Source organism: Aureibacillus halotolerans (assembly GCF_004363045.1).
GTDB classification, from domain to species: domain Bacteria; phylum Bacillota; class Bacilli; order Bacillales; family DSM-28697; genus Aureibacillus; species Aureibacillus halotolerans.
In genome coordinates, this window is record NZ_SNYJ01000008.1 from 176,874 (window position 1) to 192,098 (window position 15,225).

The window sequence follows — 15,225 nt, forward strand, 5'->3', positions numbered from 1 at the left end:
TGGGATTGGGCTCTTTTGCTATACCAATCGACCGAGGTACTTAACATGAGCGAGGACACTTTCTGGCGATCAACGCCACGGAAAATCTTCGCTCTTTTGCGTGTTTACAGGAAATTGAACGACAAGGATTACAACGAGCCAAAGCAAGCATTTGCAGAGGACGTCTTTTTCTAGGCAGGGGGTGAACAAAATTTATGCGTGAAGAAGTTGGTAATTTAGTCGTCAAATTAGGCTTAGACAGTCTTGGCTTTACAGAGGGCATGTCCAAGCTAAACAGGCAGATGAAGCTTGCAAAGTCCGAGTTTGATGCGGCTGCGAGCAAATTTGATAAGTTTGGTAACTCAACTGAAGGTCTGCGACAAAAATCAATCGGCTTGAACAAACAGATCACCATCCAGCGCACACGAGTAAAACAGCTAGAGCAAGCACACTCAGAGTCAGCCACCAAAAAAGGTGCGGATGCGGCCGCAACGGAGCGCCTGGCCATCCGACTAAACAAAGCACAAGCCGAGCTAGGGCAAATGGAGGGTGCGCTAAAACGTACCGATGCCCAGATTGCCAAACAAACCAACTCATGGAACAAACTATCCACCACCATGCAAACAGTTGGAGGCAGAATGCAACGAGTCGGCGACACGATGGGCGCAGCTGGTCGATCACTGACCACAGCCGTGACGTTACCTCTTGCGGCGTTGTCAGCAGGTAGCATCAAAACAGCAATTGACTTTGAAACAGCTTTCGCTGGCGTGAAAAAAACCGTCGATGCAACGGCAGCTGAGTTTGCAGTCTTTGAAAAAGGCATTCGAGATATGGCAAAAGAGATTCCTGCTGCCGCCACAGAGATTGCACGAGTCGGCGAAGCGGCAGGTCAGCTAGGCGTGCAAAAATCAGCATTGCTAGATTTTACGCGTACGATGGTTGATTTAGGCGTTGCCACTAACATGACGAGCGATGAGGCGGCAACCTCTTTAGCACGACTCGCAAACATTACAAAGATGCCTCAACAAGAGTTTGACAGGCTAGGCTCCACGGTCGTTGACTTGGGAAACAATGTTGCTGCAACTGAGCGAGAGATCGTGGACATGGGCTTACGTATCGCTGGTGCAGGGGCACAGATTAACTTGACCGAGGCAGAGGTATTAGGCTTTTCTGCCGCACTAGCATCTGTTGGCGTCGAAGTCGAGGCTGGGGGCTCTGCTATTAGTAGGGTTATGGTCGACATCGGTTCTGCCGTCGCAATGGGCGGCGAAGGGATTGCAATGTTTGCCAAGGTCGCTGGCATGTCCAGTGCAGAGTTTAGCAAAGCCTTTAAAGAGGATGCGGCTCAAGCGATTGTAGCGTTTGTTGAGGGCTTAGATCGTATCAGCAAGTCAGGCGGCAATGTGTTCGGCGTGCTTGAGGAGCTTGGTTTGTCTGAGATCCGTGTACGTGACTCCTTGCTACGCCTTGCCAACGCAGGTGACCTTTTAAGTGGCACACTAGATACGGCGACAACAGCCTGGGCAGAAAATACAGCACTGACCAAAGAAGCTGAGACTCGCTACGCAACAACAGCAAGCCAGTTAAAAATTCTTTGGAACCGTGTCAAGGATGTCGGGATCACACTAGGCAATGCGCTCATACCTGCATTACTCTCGACACTTGACGCAATGGAACCTTTGCTCAACACGATTGAGAACCTAGCTAATTGGTTTGCGGCACTTGATCCGAGCATGCAATCGGTCATCATTGTAGCTGGCGTACTAGCTGCCGCAATGGGTCCTGTGCTTATTGGTCTTGGTGCGGTTACTGCATCTGTCGGCTCAATTGTTGCTACGTTTGGCACTTTATCCGCATCCATCGCATCTGCTGGTGGGTTGATGGCGTTTCTTGCATCCAATCCGATCGGTTGGCTGACAGCTGCGTTACTCGCATTGGGTGGTGTAGCTTTAATTGTCGTATCCAATTGGGAATCGTTTGTAACGTACTTCAAAGCGATTGGCGACATGTTTAGTAGTCTTTTTAGTGGTATGGCTAGTATGTTTCAAGGGTTTGGGCTTGATATTACGAGTGGACTTTTAAACGGCTTACTGGCTGGCTTTGCGCCTATTACAAATGCGGTCATCAGCCTAGCAAATGGTATCGCTAGTACCTTTACGGCCATCCTTCAAATCTTTTCTCCTAGCCGCGTGTTTAAGGGCTATGGTAAAAATACTACAGAGGGCTATGAGGACGGTATAAAAGAGGGCACACCTAGCGTCCTAGAGACTGTTCGAAAGATGGCTGAATCAGTCAAGAGCGAAATGGAAAAGAACATTGACCAGCTCAATCGTATCGGCGCGGCTATTGTGGACGCGTTACGAACTCAATATGAAGAAGCAGAGAAGATACAGACAAAAGCACTTGATAAACAAGTTGATGCCGAGCGAGAAGCAAGCGAACAGCGCATCAAGATCTACGACAAAGAGTATGCGGAAAAGCTAAAACTCATTGACGAAGAGGCTTACAAGCAAGTTAAGGCTCTCCAAGACGAGATAGATGGAATCGACAAAAAGACGGAAGAAGAAGAGAAAGCGCTACGAGAACAGGAGTTTCAGAACAGAAAATCCGAGCTAGAGAAAAGAAGATCACAAGCCGAAACAGCGGATGAGCGCAAGAAGCTGCAGGAAGAGATTAATGAGCTAGTAGCGAACTATGAACGTCGCCAAATGCTTGAGCAACGCACGATCCGGAAAGAAGGTTTACGTCAGGAGATTGAGGACATACGTACTGCTGCTGACGAAAAGCGTGAGGCTCTCAAAACAGAGCTGGAGAATAAACAGGAGATCGAAAAGTCTAAGCTAGATGTTGTGGTGACGTCGCTAGAAGACGAGAAAAAAGCGATCTCTGAACATTTTAAAGCTCTCACAGAAGAGGAAGCGCTCCAGGCAGAAGCAAGAAAGATGTTCATTGGCAAGAACCAGGACGACATTGTGAAACTGCTCGAAACCTACAATCCAAAATGGCAAGACGCAGGACAGTCTTTTGCAGAGAGTTTGACGGAGGGCATTAAGTCACAAAAACGAACCGTTGCAGAAGCTGTTGGTGAGACGCTTAATTTGGCGCCAGTTGTTAAAGAACAGATTACCGCACTTGATGCACTTGAGAAACGTATTGAATCCTTAACCAATGTCGAAAGAGGAAGCAAAGGCAAAGGTGGCTCTGGCGGTGGCGCAGGTGACGATGCTGCAGGTGGTGGCGTGATTAATAGCCTTCCAGACATCGGCGGTATTGGTGCGGCGTCAACCGTAGCCCTCGAAAAGATCAATGCACTATCAGAGGGAACCGCATCCTTTGGTGAACAAGTTGCTTTAACGACACCTGTTGTAAGAGATTTTGGCGATGGAGTGTCAGATGCGACAGAGCAAGCAGTCAATGGATTTATGGCTCTATCCGATCAAGCGACGTTCCAACTTGAGAGACTTATGCTTGAGGGTAAACCAGTCGCAGAGGAATCAGCCGCAGCCATAACAGGCGTGTTTGATCAGATGGCGACAGAGACACTAAACATCCTTAATACCAATCATCAAGAGCAACTGTTACAGATGAAGAATTTCTTTGATGAATCGGAAGCGCTCACCAAAGAAGAGGAAGAAGAAGCGCTGCAAAAACTCAATGAGCATTACGTGGCGTGGAAAAAGGAGATCCAAGAAGCACAAAACAAAGTCCAGGAGATCCTTGAAACTGCAGCGAGAGAAAAGCGTGAACTCACGGAAACAGAGCGCAAACAGATTGACGAGATCCAAAAGCAGATGATCGAGGACGCGGTAACAAACTTTTCACAATCCGCAAAAGAGCAAACAGCCATCCTTGAGCAACTCAAAGACGATGCGACCAGGCTCACGCAAGAACAGGTCCAGGAGATCATAAAACAGTCTGCCACACAGCGCGACGAATCTACTAAAGCAGCTGAGGAGCAATATGCAGCAGTGGTCAAGGAGATCAAGCGACAACGTGATGAAGTTGGATCGATCACGGAAGAGCAAGCCGAAGCTTTGATTGCGGACGCTAAGAGACAAAAAGACGAAGCGATCACATCCGCGGAAGGTATGCACAAGGGTGTAGTCGATGAAGCGAGAGATCAATACGCTGAGCACCTGGAGATCGTGAACACTCAGACAGGCGAGATGTTTAATGTGTTTGAGTTTTTTGCTATTGACATGGTCAAGAAATCGAATGAACTTGGCACGGATCTTAACGAAGCCTGGGACATTGTTTGGGGCACACTGACAGATGTGTTTAGCGAGCGTATTGATGGCATCAAGAACATCTTTACAGAGTCGTGGAATGGTCCAAACGGCATCATCGCATTTTTGAAATCCATTAACTTGGTTAATATCGGGGGCGACATCGTTGACGGGCTGGTAAATGGTATCGAGAAAAAAGAAGCTAAAGTCGCATCGTCCATGAGAACGATCGGACGAACGGTTGACAAGGAATTACGACGGAGCCTGGAGGTCAAGTCACCATCTCGTAAAACGTTCCAAATTGGTGAGCACACAGGCGACGGCTTTGTACTAGGCATGCAGTCTAAGATTGCCTCAGTTGCTCGTATGTCTCGAGATTTTGCGAAAGCTGCCTTACCAGACGTGCCGAACTCACCAGGCGGTCGACTAGCTGCAGGAGGTGGCGGTGTCAACGTGACGCAAAACGTGACGATCAACAGCCCGACACCATTAAACGCCTCAGAAAATGCCAGGCTACTAAAACAACAATCTCAAAAACTAGCGCTAGAGTGGGGGTAAGATCATGCGCAGACTAACTTATACAAACAAAACAACTGGCGAGAGCGTGGTCCTATCCACCTCAGCGCCTTTTTTTGTATCCAAGATTGAGGGGGCAGGTAGCCCGACAGCAACATTTTTTACCCATAAAGCACCTACTCAAATGGGCGTTACCTACAGAGGCAGTACGTTAGAGCCTCGCTACTTGTCGCTCGAAGGTGCGGTGATGGGCAACAATTTAAATGAGATATATGAGAGAAGGGCTAGGTTGACCACGGTGTTAAATCCTAATGATGGTTTGGGAAGGTTACGCTACGAATACGCTGGCGGTGTCAAAGAGATTGATGCGGTTGTGGAGACGGTTGATTTTCCTGACCGACAAGGACAGCCGTACCAAATGTTTTTTATCTCGCTCATGTGCCCTGATCCTCTTTGGCAAGATGCAACCGTTACTAGACTTGAGATGAGCTATATTTCTGGTAAGTTCATGTTTCCAGTCAAATTCCCTAATATGTTTAGCCAACGTGCAGCACTCAAAACCTTTATTAATAAGAGTGCTTACGAGGTGCCAATCAAAATAACATTTATTGGTCCAGCCAGTAACCCGACCATTACAAATAGGACAACAGGCGAGCACATACGCGTTAATCGAGAGCTTGCGGACAACGACATTTTGTACATTGATACGTCGTTTGGCAACAAGAGTGTAACTATTGTCCGAGGTGACGGCACACGAGAAAACGCATTTAACTACATCGACCTGGACACCGTGTTTTTTCAGCTTGTGAAAGGCGAAAACAAGATCAGTTACAACAGCAACAACGATAGTACAAAAACACGCGTCCTCATTGAGTACCGCAATCGTTATTTGGGGGTGTAGCTGGTGTCTACGATCCGAGTGATTGATAGAGCATTTAACTTTTTGGGTGACGTTGAGGTATACAGCTCACTTATCTGGCGTCGCAGTTGGCACGGCATCGGCTCTTTTGAGCTACACTGTGCGACTGGTGAGGCTGGGGTGGAGCATTTAGTTGAGGGCAATTTAATTTACATTGTGGGCAACAGCGCAGAGGCAGCAGAGATTGATTACGTGCAAATGCATGATTCAAATGGTGGCTCTATCGTGGTGCGTGGGACGGCTTTAGATGGCTGGCTCTCGCGCCGCATTACCTACCCACCTAATAACCAGGCATACGATACTTTTACTCTGCCAGCTGAAAGCGCCATGAAACGTCTTGTGCAAACCAATGCGATCAGTAGCAGACCTATAGACAGTCTAGTTATTACATCTGACCAACGCAGAGGTGACAATGTTGCCAAACAGACACGGTATAAAGGGTTGGCTGAGGAAGTCGAGTCGATCAGCCGAGTATCTGGTATTGGTTGGCGCATACGAGCAGATACGAGCAATAAAAACTATGCGTTTGAGTGTGCGCCTGGAAGAGACTTAACAGAAGAGCAAGATGTGTTGTCCAAAGCGATCTTTAGCATCGAGCGCAACAATCTCAAAAACCGCATCTTAACACGGTCAAAACTCAGCTATCGAAATGTGGCACTTGTGGCAGGTGCTGGAGAAGGTGTTGAACGTAAGATTGTCACAGTTGGTAATGTAAACGGCACTGAACGACGAGAGTTGTTTGTGGATGCAAGAGATCTACAGCAAGAAGAGGGCATGACGAATGCTCAATATGAAGAGCTGCTACGTACGCGCGGACTTGAAAAGCTAGAAGAAGCTGCACGGGTCGAATCATTCGAAGCGGCTTTAAGTGGATCCAACCTAGTCTACAGACAAGACTACGATCTAGGTGACATCGTGACCGTGTTCGACCGTGAGTGGGGCGTCAGATTTAACCAGCGCATCACTGAGATCACAGAAATCTATGAGACAGGTGACGTACAACTTGAAGCAACCTTTGGAATTACGGCACCCACTCTAATAGAAAGAATTAAACAAGAGGTGAGAAGATGACTATAGAGTTTGGTTTTTTTGACAGTACCGAAACAGATGAACGGACATACAGCGCTGACAGGTACGCACAGTATTTTCGAACGCTGATGACGGACGGTGTGGAGTATAAACCTGATGATACTTTGCAGGTACTTGCGTCAGGCACAGACATGAGCGTGAGAGTGCGTCCAGGGACTGCGAACCTGCGAGGCTACCATTTGTATGTCGAGAATGAAGAGATTAGCTTGACGCACCTCAATGCAAGCTCAAGCAGATCACGGATTGACAGGATTGTGGTCAAGTTGGATTTAAGTATTGAGGCACGGAACATAGCCATTTACGTAAAAGCTGGCGAGTTTGCGGACGCTCCTGTACCGCCTAGCTTGCAGAGGGACGATAACGTTTGGGAGTTGTCGTTGGCTCAGGTGAGCATAAACGCTGGTAAGTCCTTTATTGAGCAAGGTGATGTTACTGATGAGCGTTATGAGAACAGCGTTTGTGGTGTAATTGCATCGACACCTCATGATCATACGGATATTAGGGCGGCGATCGAGGCGTTGGAAACGTTGATCGGGACGGTGAGTAGCGATACCCAAGAAATAAATTCTAGATTGAACGCTAATAATGTTGAAATAGGAAATGGGGCATCAGCAGCATCTAGCTCAGTGGCAATCGGATACCGCGCCGAAGCGGCATTCGGGGCAGTTGCATTAGGATACGACATCGTAGCTCAAGGTAAATCCATCACAATAGGATATGGGTCAGAGTCACGAACAACAAGTAGCACCCTGCCATCTATCGCAATAGGGAATATAGCATTAGCTGAAAGGGATGGCTCTACCGCTCTAGGATATTCAACATGGGCGAGGTCTAGACGCTCAACAGCTATCGGATACGAGGCATCTGCACCTAACGATGATGACGTGAGGCTAGGAGACAGAAACTCCAGTGTTGGAGTGGCTGGGAGTTTTATAGTTCAAGGATCTAAAAACTTTGAAATACCCCATCCAAAGCCTGAAAAACGAGACACTCACATAATTAGACATGGTGCGGTGGAATCGCCGACAGCAGGCGACACACTTTACAGGCGCACTGCCGAGGCGACAGCAGACGGAGAAACGGTTGAGATCCAGTTACCTGATTATTTTGAGCATCTAAATGTGGACGTGGATGTTTGGGTAAATCCACACGAGCATTTTGGCAGAGCATACGGAAAAGTGGTTGGTGACAAATTGCTAGTTACTTGCGAAACGGCAGGAGTATATAAAGCACTAATAATTGGCACACGTAATGATGACCATCCATCTATCCAAAATTGGGGCATCAAAGGCGTGGAGCGTGAAGTGGGCGAGTCGTGGGACGGCGAACCGTATGTCTTTATTGATGAAGAAATTATCACAGAAGACGAAATCATAACAGAAGAGGTGGCAGTATGAACATCGTAATCACGAAAAGCAGTCTACAGTATAAAGCACCATTCGGCGTGACCAAGAGATTACCCGAACACTTTAGCAAACGTGTCGTTAACTACGAAACAAACGGTCAAGAACGACGCATCTTTATCACCAAAGCACAGTTGCCTTTAGAAGCAACCGAGGATGAAATCATCACGTATATCACAGCCAACGCAGATCAATCCGAGCTGGTCGCTGATTATGAAAAGCTCCAACAAGATCAACTACAGCAAACTTTAACGATGGCTGCACTCTACGAGATGGTAATGACAATGGGAGGCGATAGCAATGGCAAAAGCTGAATTTGTCAACATGTACATTATTTTGGTTAAAGCAGGGTTGAGAAGTCTTGAGCCAGGAACTGGAGTCAAAATGGTACATTCATCTGTTATCGACGAAGTAAGAGCAGCACTCGAAGCCGAACAAACCAACGCCGAATAGGGCGTATTTTTTATGCCTAAAAGAGAAAGGGGGCAACGTCATGTCTAGTGAGGAGGTCACACCAGTGGTAGACAACTTTCTACAAACAACTGTCACGCAGCACACAGATCAGATTTCTGATCTAAAAGGTGATGTGAAAGAGATCAGCAATCGTGTGGGGCTTTTAGAAAGACACGCAGCCGTTACTGACGAACGCTTTAACACACTCATGGGCGATGTGGGAGAGATTAAAGGAGATTCCAAATGGGTGCGTAGGATGCTAACAAAAGTAATGGTTGGGTCAGTTGTGGGTGGCATCATATCCGCAGTCGTCGGATTTATCGCAGCAGTGCTTTTGATACCACCAACACCTTAATAGGAGGCTAAGCACATGACCAATTTCATAAAAACCTTAGCGCCGTTTGCGATCAATCATGGTCGTTTAAACGGCGTTTTGCCGTCGTTAATTTTAGCGCAAGGAATACTTGAGTCAGCCTGGGGCACGTCAGATTTAGCAACCAAAGCCAACAACTTATTTGGCATCAAGGCTAGTAACTGGACTGGAGAAACGTACACCAAACGCACCGCAGAGCAACGACCTGATGGCTCAGTCTACTACATCAACGCAGACTTTCGGAGCTATGACACCTACGAGGGCTGTGTGATTGATCTGTGTCATAAATACACACACGGCACGGGTTGGGAGGATTTCAACCGTTATGAGGATGTACTCAACCAAGCCGATTACAAGCGTGCCACACAAGCGGTCAAGGACGCTGGCTATGCAACCGATGTCAACTACCCGTCCAAGCTCAACAAATTGATCGAGCAACACAATTTAACTCAGTATGACAGGGAGGTTTGTACGATGGTAAAGATTGCATTGGACGCAGGTCATGGAGTCAACACACCAGGCAAGCGCACACCAGATGGCGAGCGTGAGTGGACATTTAACAATTGCGTAGTTAACTCCGCAATCAAACACCTGCGCATTTACGAGGGTGTTGAGGTGCTGAGACTGGACGATGAAACAGGTCGCATTGATGTGCCGCTATCCGCAAGGACACGCAAAGCAAACGACTGGGGCGCTCATGCATTAGTGAGTGTCCACCACAACGCCAACACAGGCGATTGGGGTGACTGGACAGGCACAGAGACGTATACGTATTCGGCTGATGTTCCAGAGTCCGAGCGCCTTGCTGAGATCGTACAGGGTGGGTTGTTGAGTGCTTATGGCTTGCGTAATAGAGGGTTGAAGAAAGCTAATTTTCACATGCTTCGTGAGTCCAGGATGCCAGCCATTTTAACTGAGGGCGGTTACATGGATTCAAGCATTGATATAAAAAAGCTGAGAGACACAGATGTTCTCGAGAAAGCAGGGCAGTCCATTGCTGAGAGTGTTGCTGAGTACTTCAATCTCAGTACGAAACAAAAGGCAATAACAGCTGACCAAGGCAATGAGGTGTTGTATTGGGCCGAGTTGCTTGAGGGTGGCTCAGACGGACAACAATCGTGGGCTTATGGCATGTTGCAGAAGTTTTTTAACTGCACAGGTGATAGGTTGTTGATCGATCCGAACCAGGTTAAATATTTGAAGACATTGATTGAAAAAGATGATCGAGGTGTGAGGCTCTGGGCGAAGCAAGAGCTTGAGCGTTATGTGGACACCAACCAGGTGATTTACTTAGCGACCTTACTCAAAGAGTCAGATGGACAACGAGCTTGGGCAGCTGCACAGATGCCTAAATATCTATAGGAGAGTGGATAAAATGAATGAAGTATTGTTGTTTGCAAGCGTATTGGTCGGGGTTGTTACTGCATTGACACAGATCATTAAGACAGCTGTACCGCACCTGTCTAAGAATTACGTGCCTTTGATTGCGTTGTGTTTGGGTGTGTTGGTTGGTGCGGCCGCATATCCATTTGCTGAAGGTCTTGATCTGACGGCTCGACTGTGGGCAGGGGGTTTTGCTGGTCTTGCCTCAACTGGGTTGTTTGAGATCGGGAACGAGCGTAAGGGCAGCACAGGTAAGTTTGGGAAAGTGAGATAAGCACAATAATAAGCACCCAACCGGTCAAGGGGCTGGGTGCTTACTTTTTTACTCACTATTCGGATACAGAGCCAAAGCATAAAATTTCAATCCACGCACCCACAAGGAGTGCGACAGTAGAACTTTATGTTAATTTATCAGATTAATATGATAGAGTCATGTAGTTTATTCATCTTCCTCATCAACAATCCCTTTTGGGTTAGGTTGCATCCCATCAATCACCCATGTCTTACCGATCTTAGTTGAGATGATTTTCCCCTTTGCGCAATAGTTTTTTACCGTACTCGGGTGCATATCCCACTTTTTTGCTGCTTGGTCCGCGCTGATTAAGTTGTTTAACTCCGCGCGTTTTGACATGACCGCCTGTAGGTATTTGCCCGACAAAGGAGTGTTGTTAAACTCGTCTGTCTCAAGCCCTGCAATCTCATCTGCTAGGTACTCAAATAGCAACATTTCCCTGTCGCCCCAATTGTGGTTGTACGCTATAAGCTCCTCATGTATCCACTTGAGCACCTTCTCAGGGTGACGCGCAAAATCCCCTGAGTAACGGCTGCTGATTGACGCTTTGTTAGCTGGTAAAGTGCGCTCTCCTAGCACATCAGCAATGGCTAAGACACGTCCAAACTTTTCGTCTCTTGTCATGACAATTCCTCCTAGTAAATGATTTCTGCAAATAAATAGATTTGATTGACCTGCCAAGCTTCGTATCCGTCTGCAAGTGCTTTTTCCTTTGCCTCTGCGAGCTGAGAAAGAACCTCAGCAGGGTATGCCTCAAAACGATCATCAACATCGTTTTTGCTGATCAGATGGATCACTGAGTCGCTATTGTAAGACGCCTCATCTTTAACGACACACCATGCATCGTGGTCCTCAACGTCGATAAAGATGGATGCTGCACCCTCCCACGTGTTAAACTCCTTAGTTGCTTGCTCAATCCCTTTATACATTGTAATTCCTCCTCATATTTGGTTGTTTTTTATTGCCTTGTGGATCTCTGCCGCGGTGGTTGGCTCTGCAACACCATCCACTACTTTGATGTATCTCCGTCCGCCCATGTCACACACGTCGTAAAAGCCGTCTGCTAACGTAAATTTTTTTGTGGCTCTGGTGTTGCCTTTGTCTTGAGGGACTAGCCACCGGTCAAACCTAAACTCTTTGCTGGGCCCGATGATCTTCGCAACCCACGTTTTATGTTTGCGGCTGCCCTCTGCGATCTCAATGGTGTGGCTCAAGCGATCGCCTCCATTACCTCATACTCTTGCACGTCCTTGACGGTTGCGCCAGTGACTAGGATAAAGCGACGTTCGCCACCGTCACAGACCTCGTACAAACCACCACTAAGCAAGAAAAACTTTTCAACCCAGCTCTCTTTTACTTCTTTTACAAAGGAGCGATCAAATTTAAAACGTGCATGTTTGCCTGTGATTTTAGCGACCCATGACTTGTGCTTACGGCTACCAGCGGATGTAACAAATTCTGCTTTTTTAGGACGTTTAGCTTCTGCCCATGCCATGCGCAATGCCTCTGCAAAATACTCAACAACCTTGCCACCGAATCTTACAACACCTTCACGCGCGATTTCCCAAGCTCTTTTCATGACATTCATTTGATCAGCTCCTTTTCGTCTTATGCGCGTTATCGCGCCTCTTGTTAATAATATACCATGCGCGGTATCGCGTGTAAAGTGGTTTGGCAAATTTATTTGTAAATTATTTCAGTCTCCTTTATACTAAGAACAAACGTTCGTAAAAGGAGACAAGCTAAATGGCAAAACGAGATCCAAGAGAGTACGCAAATTTCGGGCACATTCTTTGGGATAAAAATTTTATCCTCCCTGAGCAAAGGAATGATCTACGCAAACACTATAATGAAGTAAGACGACAACCACGCCCTAACATAGTAGATGAACTTGCACAGGAGCATTACGAACTGCTGCGCCATGCAGCAAAAGAAAAATACGTTCTCCACGCAAGACACTGGACCGCAGAAGACGGACAGTATCATGAGGTAACTGGCGTACCGAAAAATATCTGCGACACCTTTATGACCGTGGATATTGATCATACGTATGTGACCATTTCGTACATCACACACCTGACAAAAGTTTGAAACTATCCTGCGGTAATATGCGTAAATATGGTAAAATTGCCACAAATACATAAGGGAGGGTTTAAATTGAAGAAATTAAGAAATATCGTGTTGTTGACTGTGGCTGCTTTGGTGATCTTTTCAGCTGGTGCTTTTGCTGCAAGTGCTATCAAAGTAAAAGTGGACGGCCGTACTGCTCCAGTTGATGCAAAGTTGATTGACAACACCACGTACGTACCATTGAGAGCCGTATCCGAGATGCTTGGCGCTGATGTTAAGTGGGACCAGGCTAGTAGGACCGTTAACATTGCAAGTGTTGGATCTGCTCTGCCGTCATCTGGTGGGGAGGCTACGAATGTTAATCAGTATGTAAAGCTGGATAAGGTTGTGCAGGATGAGGATTCGTTGAGGTTGTATGTGACGTATTATAATGAGAGTGGCGAGGAAATGAGAGTGGCAGAAAGCCTTGCAACTATTGTCGCTAACGGTAAACAGTATGACTTTGATCAAAGCTTTAATTTTGATCGTTGGTATGGAAACGATGTCGCCCACGCATCAGGAACTCTTCAACCAGGCGTGAGTGCCGAGAGTGTAATTTTCTTTGAGCCTATTCCTGGGGTTGATAAAGTGAACGTCCTACTAAGACCAGGCTTTGAAGACTTCCGTTTTAACGACGTTAAGGTACAAAAATAGTGAAGCTCAAACTTACACTGGCATGCCTATTGCTTTTGCTCACCGCCTGTAGCTCTACTGCATCTGGTCGTAGTATTGAGCCTGATGTAGTCATCAAAGCATGGCAAGAGGCAGGACTAGAAGTAGAGGACGTAAAGGACCAGCCAAAGAATGAATTCAGAGGCTTAGCACCTAACAAGTTTGAGAAGAGTGTGGAGTTTAGCATCCCTTCATTAGGCGAGGACAAAGGTGGCCAGATATTTAGCTACAGTGATCAAGAAGATCTTGACGAAATGAAAGAGTATTATGAGGGACTTGCTGAGTCGATGGGGATGCTGTTTAATTGGACAGCTGCTCATCATAATATTTTAATACAGCTCAATGGCGATTTGAGCGAAGAAGAGTTTGCTGAGTATGTTGATGTTTTACACGAACTATAATTTTTTTACACAGATTTTACACAAGAAGACCGTAAAGCCCTTATACATCAGGGCTCTAGCGGACTAGGATTACGTCCTCCTGGGACGTCAAGAATTAGCACCAACCCTAGAACGACAAGGGGTTGGTGCTTTTTTGTGTTAACAGTTATGAATAGGATCTTTAAATCTTAATAGAAAAAAAGTTGATACAGGATGCTATATGGAGTTGTGTTCTTCTGTCAAAAGAACTAATATAATAAGGAGTCAGAATAATGAGACAAAATGTTTATTGTTGTTATATATGCAAGATCTCTACACTTGGTATCACTGCGTAAAAGCGTAGAATCGACTAATGCCGCTCACGACAATGTTTTCTTTGCCATCGATGACCCGGTTGAGCCACTAATGAAAAGGAGGATAGGTCATATATAGCCGAAATTGTGTGATAATCCATTAACAATTAAGCGTATATATGATATGATCAATGGAAATAACTACAGCTAACGTCATAATAATGTCTGATGAAAACGGCGAAAAGCCACTTCAGGATTACTTGGAAATCCTTGCTGAAACTGCATTGAATAGTCACGTTGACAAAGTGAAATATCTTTTCATTATGAAGGCGCTAGAATATTTAGCAACGGTACCTAAGAAAATTTTACCATCAAATAATAGCGTTGAAGAGACTCCGACAACAACGACTTTGGAAGTTAAAGTAGATAAACAAACTTATAGTCAGACCTTTCGATTAGTAAAAGCTTTGAGAAGAAGTCCAATCTTTGAATTGCGTCTCAGTATCGCTAATTTTAATTGGCATTTTCGCATTATCTTTTTTCCGAAATATCACGAAAATAAGCTTTACTATTGTTTGACCTTCCCCTTTGAGAAAAGGAAAAGTGATGTCGATCCTACCGATGAATTCCGAGATCGAGCGTATGACATCTTTAAGTCGTTGCAGACTCAAGGCACACAATTTAATCCGTAAAGGAGAGGTTATCATGACAGATGTTTTTAAGCTAAAACAAAATCTTGAAGAAAAATACCCTTCACTAAAACCATCTGGGAATTCTATGGCATTAGTGTTTGGGAAATTAGTCTTCGCAAAAAGAATTAGAGAAAATCTATCGCAAGTCGAATTAGCTAAAAGAGCAGGGGTAGGTGTCAAAACGATCTATCGGATTGAAGGTGGAAACGACGGGATCACCACTAAAATTTATGACAAAGTCTTTTTAGTATTAGGAATTAATTTTGAAGATGTTGCTCAATTCGAAGATACTCAGAAAAAAGATGAACTTCTTAACATATAGAATGAGCCCTATTGTATTGACTAGTAAATTGAATCAATTTCATAACTCCGAACCCATACGGCTCTAAGAGTAAAACCACATAAAAAATAGAGCACCTCCCCAAAACCTGTATAATGATAGTTGC

18 protein-coding genes are annotated in these 15,225 nt (G+C 45.8%); 14 read left to right on the forward strand and 4 right to left on the reverse strand.

Annotated features, from left to right (window positions below; genetic code table 11):
* Nucleotides 1-194: 194 nt before the first annotated feature.
* The 9 genes from EV213_RS11440 (at nt 195) to EV213_RS11475 (ending at nt 10,615) form a co-directional block, all read left to right on the forward strand.
* A complete protein-coding gene (locus EV213_RS11440) occupies nt 195-4,763 on the forward strand; it encodes a phage tail tape measure protein (protein ID WP_133580666.1) in 4,569 nt (1,522 codons plus the stop codon).
* Between the two features lie 4 nt (nt 4,764-4,767).
* Complete coding sequence (locus tag EV213_RS11445) at nt 4,768-5,622, forward strand: phage tail family protein (protein WP_133580667.1); 855 nt, start codon at nt 4,768-4,770, stop codon at nt 5,620-5,622.
* 3 nt (nt 5,623-5,625) lie between these two features.
* Complete coding sequence (locus tag EV213_RS11450; protein WP_166639271.1) at nt 5,626-6,711, forward strand: siphovirus ReqiPepy6 Gp37-like family protein; 1,086 nt, start codon at nt 5,626-5,628, stop codon at nt 6,709-6,711.
* 149 nt (nt 6,712-6,860) lie between these two features.
* Nucleotides 6,861-8,126 (forward strand): hypothetical protein, encoded by a 1,266-nt coding sequence (locus EV213_RS11455; RefSeq protein ID WP_133580669.1) that lies wholly within the window; start codon nt 6,861-6,863, stop codon nt 8,124-8,126.
* Nucleotides 8,123-8,446, forward strand: coding sequence for a hypothetical protein (locus tag EV213_RS11460; protein WP_133580670.1), 324 nt, complete (start codon nt 8,123-8,125; stop codon nt 8,444-8,446). The genes EV213_RS11455 and EV213_RS11460 overlap by 4 nt, the downstream gene beginning before the upstream one ends.
* Entirely contained in the window at nt 8,433-8,585 is a 153-nt protein-coding gene (locus EV213_RS20755; RefSeq protein WP_166639272.1) for a hypothetical protein, read from the forward strand. Before EV213_RS11460 ends, EV213_RS20755 begins: the two co-directional genes overlap by 14 nt.
* A gap of 40 nt (nt 8,586-8,625) precedes the next feature.
* Complete coding sequence (locus EV213_RS11465) at nt 8,626-8,940, forward strand: hemolysin XhlA family protein (RefSeq protein WP_133580671.1); 315 nt, start codon at nt 8,626-8,628, stop codon at nt 8,938-8,940.
* A 15-nt stretch (nt 8,941-8,955) separates the two neighbouring features.
* Complete coding sequence (locus tag EV213_RS11470; RefSeq protein WP_133580672.1) at nt 8,956-10,320, forward strand: N-acetylmuramoyl-L-alanine amidase; 1,365 nt, start codon at nt 8,956-8,958, stop codon at nt 10,318-10,320.
* Between the two features lie 13 nt (nt 10,321-10,333).
* The gene (locus EV213_RS11475; RefSeq protein ID WP_133580673.1) at nt 10,334-10,615 is read left to right on the forward strand and encodes a holin; all 282 of its coding nucleotides are present in this window, start codon (nt 10,334-10,336) and stop codon (nt 10,613-10,615) included.
* Between the two features lie 165 nt (nt 10,616-10,780).
* Here the strand turns inward: EV213_RS11475 and EV213_RS11480 are convergent, their stop codons facing one another.
* Genes EV213_RS11480 through EV213_RS11495 form a run of 4 tightly spaced genes read right to left on the reverse strand, consistent with a single transcriptional unit; the run spans nt 10,781 to nt 12,221 of the window.
* Nucleotides 10,781-11,257, reverse strand: a complete 477-nt coding sequence (locus tag EV213_RS11480; RefSeq protein WP_133580674.1) for a helix-turn-helix domain-containing protein — start codon at nt 11,255-11,257, stop codon at nt 10,781-10,783.
* Nucleotides 11,258-11,268: 11 nt separating this feature from the next.
* Nucleotides 11,269-11,562, reverse strand: coding sequence for a hypothetical protein (locus EV213_RS11485; RefSeq protein ID WP_133580675.1), 294 nt, complete (start codon nt 11,560-11,562; stop codon nt 11,269-11,271).
* A gap of 12 nt (nt 11,563-11,574) precedes the next feature.
* Nucleotides 11,575-11,847, reverse strand: a complete 273-nt coding sequence (locus tag EV213_RS11490) for a hypothetical protein (RefSeq protein WP_133580676.1) — start codon at nt 11,845-11,847, stop codon at nt 11,575-11,577.
* Nucleotides 11,844-12,221 carry a hypothetical protein gene (locus EV213_RS11495; RefSeq protein WP_133580677.1) on the reverse strand — a complete coding sequence of 126 codons (378 nt, stop codon included), beginning with the start codon at nt 12,219-12,221 and terminating at the stop codon, nt 11,844-11,846. Before EV213_RS11495 ends, EV213_RS11490 begins: the two co-directional genes overlap by 4 nt.
* A gap of 158 nt (nt 12,222-12,379) precedes the next feature.
* Between EV213_RS11495 and EV213_RS11500 the strand changes: the two genes are divergently transcribed.
* From EV213_RS11500 to EV213_RS11515, 5 genes are all read left to right on the forward strand, one after another.
* Complete coding sequence (locus EV213_RS11500; protein WP_133580678.1) at nt 12,380-12,724, forward strand: YolD-like family protein; 345 nt, start codon at nt 12,380-12,382, stop codon at nt 12,722-12,724.
* A 66-nt stretch (nt 12,725-12,790) separates the two neighbouring features.
* The gene (locus EV213_RS11505; protein WP_166639273.1) at nt 12,791-13,396 is read left to right on the forward strand and encodes a copper amine oxidase N-terminal domain-containing protein; all 606 of its coding nucleotides are present in this window, start codon (nt 12,791-12,793) and stop codon (nt 13,394-13,396) included.
* Nucleotides 13,396-13,815, forward strand: a complete 420-nt coding sequence (locus EV213_RS11510; protein ID WP_133580680.1) for a stress protein — start codon at nt 13,396-13,398, stop codon at nt 13,813-13,815. The genes EV213_RS11505 and EV213_RS11510 overlap by 1 nt, the downstream gene beginning before the upstream one ends.
* Before the next feature lie 463 nt (nt 13,816-14,278).
* A complete protein-coding gene (locus tag EV213_RS20760) occupies nt 14,279-14,779 on the forward strand; it encodes a hypothetical protein (RefSeq protein ID WP_166639274.1) in 501 nt (166 codons plus the stop codon).
* Between the two features lie 13 nt (nt 14,780-14,792).
* The gene (locus tag EV213_RS11515; protein WP_166639275.1) at nt 14,793-15,101 is read left to right on the forward strand and encodes a helix-turn-helix transcriptional regulator; all 309 of its coding nucleotides are present in this window, start codon (nt 14,793-14,795) and stop codon (nt 15,099-15,101) included.
* Nucleotides 15,102-15,225: the final 124 nt, after the last annotated feature.